This is a genomic window from Paenibacillus violae (genome assembly GCF_032461945.1).
Taxonomy (GTDB): domain Bacteria; phylum Bacillota; class Bacilli; order Paenibacillales; family NBRC-103111; genus Paenibacillus_E; species Paenibacillus_E violae.
Genome location: NZ_JAWCUD010000004.1, coordinates 460,679 through 468,129, shown reverse-complemented (window position 1 = coordinate 468,129; position 7,451 = coordinate 460,679). Strand labels below are relative to the sequence as shown.

Here is a 7,451-nt window from a genome sequence, read left to right as displayed (position 1 = left end):
TGGTGATGATGGCGGAGGGGACCCACGCGTTCCCATCTCGAACACGACCGTTAAGCCCTCCAGCGTCGATGGTACTTGAACCGCAGGGTTCTGGGAGAGTAGAACGTTGCCAAGCAGTACCCCTATGGGGGATTTTTTTGCAGGCCCTTAGCTCAGCTGGTTAGAGCGCACCCCTGATAAGGGTGAGGTCGGTGGTTCGAGTCCACTAGGGCCTACCATATTCCCTGATAGCTCAGTTGGTAGAGCACTCGACTGTTAATCGAGTTGTCACAGGTTCGAGTCCTGTTCGGGGAGCCACTTTCTTCTTTATCCCATGGAGGCTTAGCTCAGCTGGGAGAGCATCTGCCTTACAAGCAGAGGGTCGGCGGTTCGATCCCGTCAGCCTCCATTTCATCTAAGGCTCGGTAGCTCAGTCGGTAGAGCAGAGGACTGAAAATCCTCGTGTCGGCGGTTCGATTCCGTCCCGAGCCACCATGTTATAGGGGCATAGTTTAAAGGTAGAACAAAGGTCTCCAAAACCTTTGGTGTGGGTTCAATTCCTGCTGCCCCTGTCCAAAATGAAGCTATCATCATTCTGTTATACATCTAGGAGCTGCCACGGCAGCTCTTTTTTGTATTCCATTTTACAATAAAGGTTGGTATCCTATTATTTCATGCGGTAAGCGTAGCGCTCGTCAAGAGCCATAATTTCATTTATAATCGTGCAAGATATCGCACAAAATACGTCGTACTAGTGGTAGATGATGTAAATCTGGATAAGGAGTCTGTTATGACGATTTATTGCAAGGTTCTGATTGTTGATGATGAGATGTTGGTGCGCCAAGGCATCCGGCATCTTTTGGATTGGGAAAGCGAAGGATTTCAAATTGTGGGTGAAGCCTCCAATGGCAAAGAAGCGTTAGAGATGGTTCATTTGTACCAACCGAACATTGTGCTGACTGATATCGTCATGCCGGTGATGGATGGCGAGGAATTGACCAGAATCGTAAAGGGCATGTACCCGGAGATGGAAATCGTCGTGCTCAGCAGCTTCGGAGAATTCGAGTATGTTCGCTCTACGTTTCAAAGCGGTGTCGCCGACTACATGTTAAAGCCCAAGCTGGACGCGGTATCTATGTTAGCTGTTCTGAAGAAAACGGCAGAACGAATTCCCGCTTTTCAACATTCGGAATGGAAAAGTGAAAAAAAGCAGTCGGTTGATTACATCCTGGACAAGCTGATATCGGGTTATTCCATTGACTATGACAGAAATGAAATAAGTACGATGGTTCCGTATTCCAGTTTTGTTTTACTCTCGGTGGTACAGGATAAATCCGTGTCCTTGACCCGAAATGAGGAATGGTTAGAAGCGGCACTGAAAGCGATCATTCAAAAAAGGGATAGACCCGTCGCTACACGCCGCCTTTCGCATCAAGACGGCTATATTCGCTACCTGCTGAATCTAGACAACTCCGCACAAGAGGATGCCGTACAGATAGCCCAGCAGCTGCTTGAAGCTAGCGATAAAGGTCATATGTCCATCGTAGTGGCGCTCAGCCATGTTTTTGAACATCTATCTGAGCTGCACGATATTTATACCAATGACATGTTGAAAGTGTTGGACCACCGCTTCTTTTTACCGGATCGCAGACTTCTCATTATCAATGAATTGGAGAAACAGGCGGAGAAAGGAGCTCCTTTTGACATGGAGGCGTTCACCGCAGAACTGAATCATCAAGAGTTTGACTTGGCTTTTGGGCGTCTTAGCACTTATGCTCACTCAATGAATGGCAGACTGGATACCGACATGTTTGAATTTAAATCTTTTTTGGACCACAGTCTGTTTAATATTATTGTTACGCTAAAGCATTTTCACTATGAGGCAAGCTCGTTGGATGAAGGCAAATACGAGTATTTTCGTGCGATTCATGAGGCTGAGCATATTGGGGAAGTTATTCTTTTGTTAGAAAAGTTTTTGAATGAGGCTGAATCGTGCGTCAGCGATAATCGGACGGGATCTCCGGGTATACAGAAAATTTTATTGTATATGGACAAACATTTTTCGCAGCCACTGACGTTAACTGAGGTCGCCAAACACTTCCACTTCAATCCTTCCTACTTGTCCAATTACTTCACGGTTCATAATAAAGAAGGTTTTAATGAATATTTGAACCGGATCCGGATCGATAAAGCCTGTACGTTGCTGCGCGAAAATCCTAATCTCTCCATTTCAGAAATAAGCAACCTCGTCGGATACTCCGATCACAGCTACTTTACGAAGGTGTTCCGAAAGCTGATGGGAATTTCCCCAAGTCACTATCGCAAAAAATAAGCACGAAGGGACTAGGATCCATAATGGGAGCATGGGTAAAGAAAATAACCGATCAAAGTCTGTTTACTAAAATGTTTATTGTGATGGTCGTAAGCATTATTTCCGTTACGATTCTGACCTCTTGGGTCACGGTTCAAATGTCGCAGAAGCTTTTCGTCCAGACGTTCAGTATTACCAATTCGAAAATTATCAATCAGATTAAAACGGGATTAGACGCCATTCATTATTCCAATATAAATATTGCCATTAGTGTCGCGCAAAGCGGCGCGATTAGAAGCTTCCTAACGGAGGGGGATACGGATTCGTTAACGAATTTCAAAACGAATTTCAGTATGAGTGATCAGATGAAGCGAATTCAGTCCGGGATTGGGGCCAAAAATATTGGCATCAGCGTTCTGGGTATGAATGGCAGGAGCTACGTAAGCGATGTCACCTACTGGTCCGGTTCTTCGAAGGAACTCCAGAACAGCCCAATAACACAAGAGACATGGAAACAGCCTGGCAGGATCATGTACAGCTTCATGAGGGCGGGAACATGGGGCTCCAATGAAGATCGGCTTGTTGCCACCAAAGCGCTGCTTTCTTCAGAAAGCAAAGAAGGTTACGGATCGCTCTACATGATGATTAGAGAGAGTGATTTTAAGAAAATTTATGCGAGCTTCACGAGTCAAGGCAATGATGTCATGATTTTGAATCAAAATGGTTTGATTGTTTCCAGCAACAGGGAGGATCTGATCGGAACCATTTCGGAGGAACTCTTGTCAAGCGCCAAGCTAGCCCAGCAATCCCAAGCGACAAGTCAAGAAATGACTTTGTTTAATCATGATGTCATCGTCTTGGCAGATTATTTACCTATGTATGATTTCTATCTCGTCAATGTGATTGATAAACAAATGACACTAGGCCAGATGCTCAATAGGAAGGCCTTATTTATGATTGGCGCCGGTATCGTATTGACGGCCGTGCTTGTTGTATATTTTATCACTCGTAGAGTAACGCGATCTTTAAGGACGCTTGTCATGAAGATGTCGAACATCACCAAAAAGAATTTTCTAAACTACATGGCGGTGACAGGTTCGTATGAGACAAGAGAGCTTAGCAATGCTTACAACTATATGCTTGATGAGCTCAACGATTATATTATTCAGTTGGTGGAGACACAGCAGGAGCAGCGAAAGGCTGAGTTAGCTGCGCTGCAGCAGCAGATTAACCCTCATTTTCTCTATAATACGCTGACTTCCGTTAATATTCTGGTTCAACAAGGAAGTAAAGAAAAGGCAACTGACACGATTCATGCGCTGATTTCTCTCCTGCAAAATACGATTAGCAATGTGAAAGATACGATATCTGTTGAGCAGGAACTTTTGAATTTAAAACATTATGTATTCATCAATCAAGTGCGTTATGGAAACGGCATCAAGGTGGATTACTTCGTTTCGCCGGATTGTTTGAAGTCGCAAGTGCCTAAATTGATGCTCCAGCCATTTATTGAAAATGCGTTTTTTCATGCTTTTAATAAAAAAACGACGGGATATATTTATGTCATAATCACGAAGGAAGGCGATACGCTGCACTGTGAAATCGTTGATAACGGCGATGGCATGGACCTTGCGGAAGCAAAAAGCGAGCAGCGTACCTCAACGAGTGCCAGACAACTTTTTACAGGGATTGGCATTCGCAATGTGCATGATCGCATTCTGCTCCTATACGGAGAAAAATATGGAGTTTCCATTACGAGCACGCTTGGGCAAGGAACAAAAATTGCCATTAGTCTTCCTTGGAGAACTTAGCAAGTCCCCCCATGTATAGAAATCTAAAGAAAGTACAAATTATAAATAAAGTACCAAAATGGTCATTATGATAGCGGATACAATACACAAGATTTTCGCTAATTATGACAAATTTTTTTCTAACAGAAGGGATTTCCGAGATGCTATTCTTTTAAAAGAAAGCATTTTCAAAAAATCAAAACTACACGGGGGGCGCACATGAAAAAGAAAGTTTCAACCATTTTATTGGCTAGTTTTTTGCTGCTATCTGCATGCTCAAGCAAAGCACCTGACACAACTGGAACAGCGACAGGGACTCCAACTGGAACAGGAGCTGCGAAGGAAATTACGGTCTGGGCCTGGGATAAGAACTTCAACATTGCAGCGATGAAGCTGGCACAAGAGGCTTATGCGAAAGATCATCCTGACGTGAAAATAAACATTGTTGAATATGCGCAAGATGATATTATTCAAAAGTTGAACACGGGCTTGAACTCCGGGACAACGACGGGTCTACCGAATGTTGTACTGATTGAAGATTATCGTGCACAAAGCTTTTTGAAAACGTATCCTGATTCTTTTCAAGATTTGTCGGCATCCATCAAAGCATCCGATTTCGCTGATTACAAAATCGGTCCAACAAGCTTGAATGGCAAACAATATGGCCTTCCATTTGATTCCGGAGTAACAGGTTTATATGTTCGCTCGGATTATTTACAACAAGCAGGCTATAAACTGGATGATTTGAAGGATATTAACTGGCAGCAACTGATTGAAATCGGTAAAGCGGTTAAAGCTAAAACAGGTAAAGATTTGTTAACGCAAGATCCGAATGACCTTGGATTAATCCGTATGATGATTCAGTCCGCAGGTGCTTGGTATCTGAAAAGCGACGGATCTACACCGGATCTGAAAGATAACGCAGCTTTGAAAGATGCTTTTGCTACATACAAAGAATTGATGTCCGCTAACATCGTTAAAATCACGTCAGATTGGAATTCCTTCCTGGCAGGTTTCAACAGCGGCAGTGTAGCAGCTGTACCGACAGGTAACTGGATTACGCCTTCGATTAAGTCGCAAGCTGACCAATCCGGAAAATGGGCGGTTGTACCTTTTCCTAAGTTGAAAAATACAGCAAGTTCTGTTCACGCATCAAACCTTGGAGGCAGCTCCTGGTATGTATTGAACAATCCTGGTAAAGAAGCGGCAGCTGAATTCCTTGGCAAAACACTTGGTTCCGACGTGAATCTGTACCAGAAGTTAGTAACAGACGTTGGTGTTATCGGTACGTACAAACCGGCAGCACAAGGCGAAGCTTACACGAAAGCGGATGATTTCTTCGGAGGTCAAAAAGTCATTTCCGATTTCGCAACGTGGACGACGCAAATTCCTAAAGTAAACTACGGCATGCATACGTATGCGATTGAAGATATTTTGAAAGTAGAAATGCAGAACTACCTGAAAGGCACGGATATCAATAAAGTATTAAGTGATGCTCAGTCTCAAGCGGAGTCTCAAATTAAGTAAGTTTTTCCAATTAACCTAAAGGGCGCTGACCCCCGAATTGCATGATCGTGCAAGCGGGGGACAGCGTTTCGATTTTTAAATGCAATATAGGAAGGATCTGGATAAATTGAACTACTCAATGAGTAACCGTGTAAGACTGACAGGTTGGCTGTTTATCGGTATAGCGGTATTGATGATTTGTTTGTTTTACTTCTATCCCATGATTCAGGCGCTGCTGTTGTCGTTTAAAACCGGCGCAGGGGCTAATCTGCATTTCAATGGGGTCAGCAACTATAAGCGGCTTTTGAGCGATAAAACGTTCTTCACAGCCGTAAAGAATACGTTTCTATTTCTAATCATTCAAGTTCCGATTATGATCGTTCTGGCGATGATGATCTCTGTCTTATTGAATGACAGCAAACTTCGCTTCAAAGGATTTTTCCGTACAGCGATTTTCTTGCCTTGTGTCACCTCGCTTGTTGCCTACTCCGTCGTATTCAAATATTTATTTGGCAATGATGGACTTATCAACTTGGCTTTAGTGAAAATGCACTTGATTGCACAACCGATTCAATGGATTTCCGATCCTTTCTGGGCGAAAATTACGATTATTATTGCCATTACATGGCGCTGGACAGGATACAACATGATTTTCTTCCTTTCCTCTTTGCAAAATATCGACAATTCGATTTATGAAGCAGCGCGCATCGACGGAGCCTCTCCGTTCAAACAGTTTTTCTTTATTACGTTCCCAATGCTAAAACCAATCGTTCTTTTTACGTCGATTACATCAACGATCGGAACCCTGCAATTGTTTGACGAGATCATGAATATTACGAAGGGTGGCCCAGGTAACGCAACCCTCTCCATATCGCAGTATATTTACAATCTTTCCTTCAAGTACACACCTGATTTTGGCTATGCGGCGACAGTCTCCTATTCGGTTGTAGCTATGATCATTGTGTTATCTGTCCTTCAAATCAAATTGGCAGGTGATAAATAATGAGAGTACTGAATCGAACAATTGTATATGTTTTCCTTTTTGCCGTAGCTGTCATATCGATTTTCCCATTCCTATGGATGGTCGTTAGTTCAACGAATCTTTCTGTGGATGTAACGCAGGGAAGAATGCTGCCGGGTACCCATTTTGTCGCTAACTTCAATAAACTGGTTGATTCCATCAATCTCATTCCTGCACTCTGGAATTCCCTTAAAATTTCTTTATCGACTACGATATTGGCTTTGCTCGTTGCTTCGCTCGCGGGGTATGCTTTCGAAGTTTATCGGAGTAAAGCGAAGGATGTCGTGTTCAACTTGCTGCTTGTCTCCATGATGATTCCGTTCGCAGCGTTGATGGTTCCGCTTTACCAAATGTTCTCCAGCTTGTCGAAGACGGTTCCTTTTCTCGGAATCAACACGATGACTGCTGTCGTTCTTCCAACATTTACAACGGCGTTTCTCATTTTCTTCTTTCGCCAAAGCACAAAAATGTTTCCGAGAGAGCTTTTGGAAGCAGGACGCATGGATGGGTTAACGGAATTAGGATTGTTTTTCCGAATTTATATGCCAACCATGAAAACGACCTATTCAGCTGCAGCTATTATTACGTTCATGTCCAGTTGGAACAATTACTTGTGGCCGCTTATCGTGCTGCAAACGCCGGAGAAACGCACAATTCCTTTATTGATTTCAAATTTAGGCTCTAGTTATGCACCGGATTTCGGGGTCATTATGACCGCTATTGTCATTTCGACGATTCCGACAGCGCTCGTGTTTTTCCTTATGCAAAAACAATTTGTTGCAGGTATGGTTGGTTCAGTAAAATAGGAGCTGATGGCAGTCAAAACATAGGTGTTATTTCAGTT

The 7,451-nt window shown here is 43.3% G+C and carries 5 protein-coding genes, 5 tRNA genes and 1 rRNA gene; all 11 read left to right on the top strand.

All coding sequences use genetic code 11. The features are described from left to right. Nucleotides 1–115 (top strand): 5S ribosomal RNA (rrf, locus tag RQP52_RS15950); the annotation flags it as partial. Between the two features lie 26 nt (nt 116–141). Continuing rightward, a tRNA-Ile gene (locus RQP52_RS15945) sits at nt 142–218 on the top strand. 3 nt (nt 219–221) lie between these two features. Beyond that, nucleotides 222–297 (top strand) — tRNA-Asn (locus RQP52_RS15940). An 18-nt stretch (nt 298–315) separates the two neighbouring features. Further along, nucleotides 316–388, top strand: a tRNA-Val gene (locus RQP52_RS15935). A 10-nt stretch (nt 389–398) separates the two neighbouring features. Next, nucleotides 399–474: transfer RNA gene (locus tag RQP52_RS15930), tRNA-Phe, on the top strand. A 6-nt stretch (nt 475–480) separates the two neighbouring features. Next, nucleotides 481–551 (top strand) — tRNA-Trp (locus RQP52_RS15925). A gap of 218 nt (nt 552–769) precedes the next feature. Then, complete coding sequence (locus RQP52_RS15920; protein WP_315952764.1) at nt 770–2,311, top strand: response regulator transcription factor; 1,542 nt, start codon at nt 770–772, stop codon at nt 2,309–2,311. A 23-nt stretch (nt 2,312–2,334) separates the two neighbouring features. Beyond that, entirely contained in the window at nt 2,335–4,101 is a 1,767-nt protein-coding gene (locus RQP52_RS15915) for a sensor histidine kinase (RefSeq protein WP_315952763.1), read from the top strand. Nucleotides 4,102–4,299: 198 nt separating this feature from the next. After that, nucleotides 4,300–5,607, top strand: a complete 1,308-nt coding sequence (locus RQP52_RS15910; RefSeq protein ID WP_315952761.1) for an extracellular solute-binding protein — start codon at nt 4,300–4,302, stop codon at nt 5,605–5,607. Between the two features lie 118 nt (nt 5,608–5,725). Next, nucleotides 5,726–6,589, top strand: coding sequence for a carbohydrate ABC transporter permease (locus RQP52_RS15905; RefSeq protein ID WP_315952759.1), 864 nt, complete (start codon nt 5,726–5,728; stop codon nt 6,587–6,589). After that, nucleotides 6,589–7,413 carry a carbohydrate ABC transporter permease gene (locus tag RQP52_RS15900; RefSeq protein ID WP_315952758.1) on the top strand — a complete coding sequence of 275 codons (825 nt, stop codon included), beginning with the start codon at nt 6,589–6,591 and terminating at the stop codon, nt 7,411–7,413. The genes RQP52_RS15905 and RQP52_RS15900 overlap by 1 nt, the downstream gene beginning before the upstream one ends. The last annotated feature ends 38 nt before the right edge of the window (nt 7,414–7,451 follow it).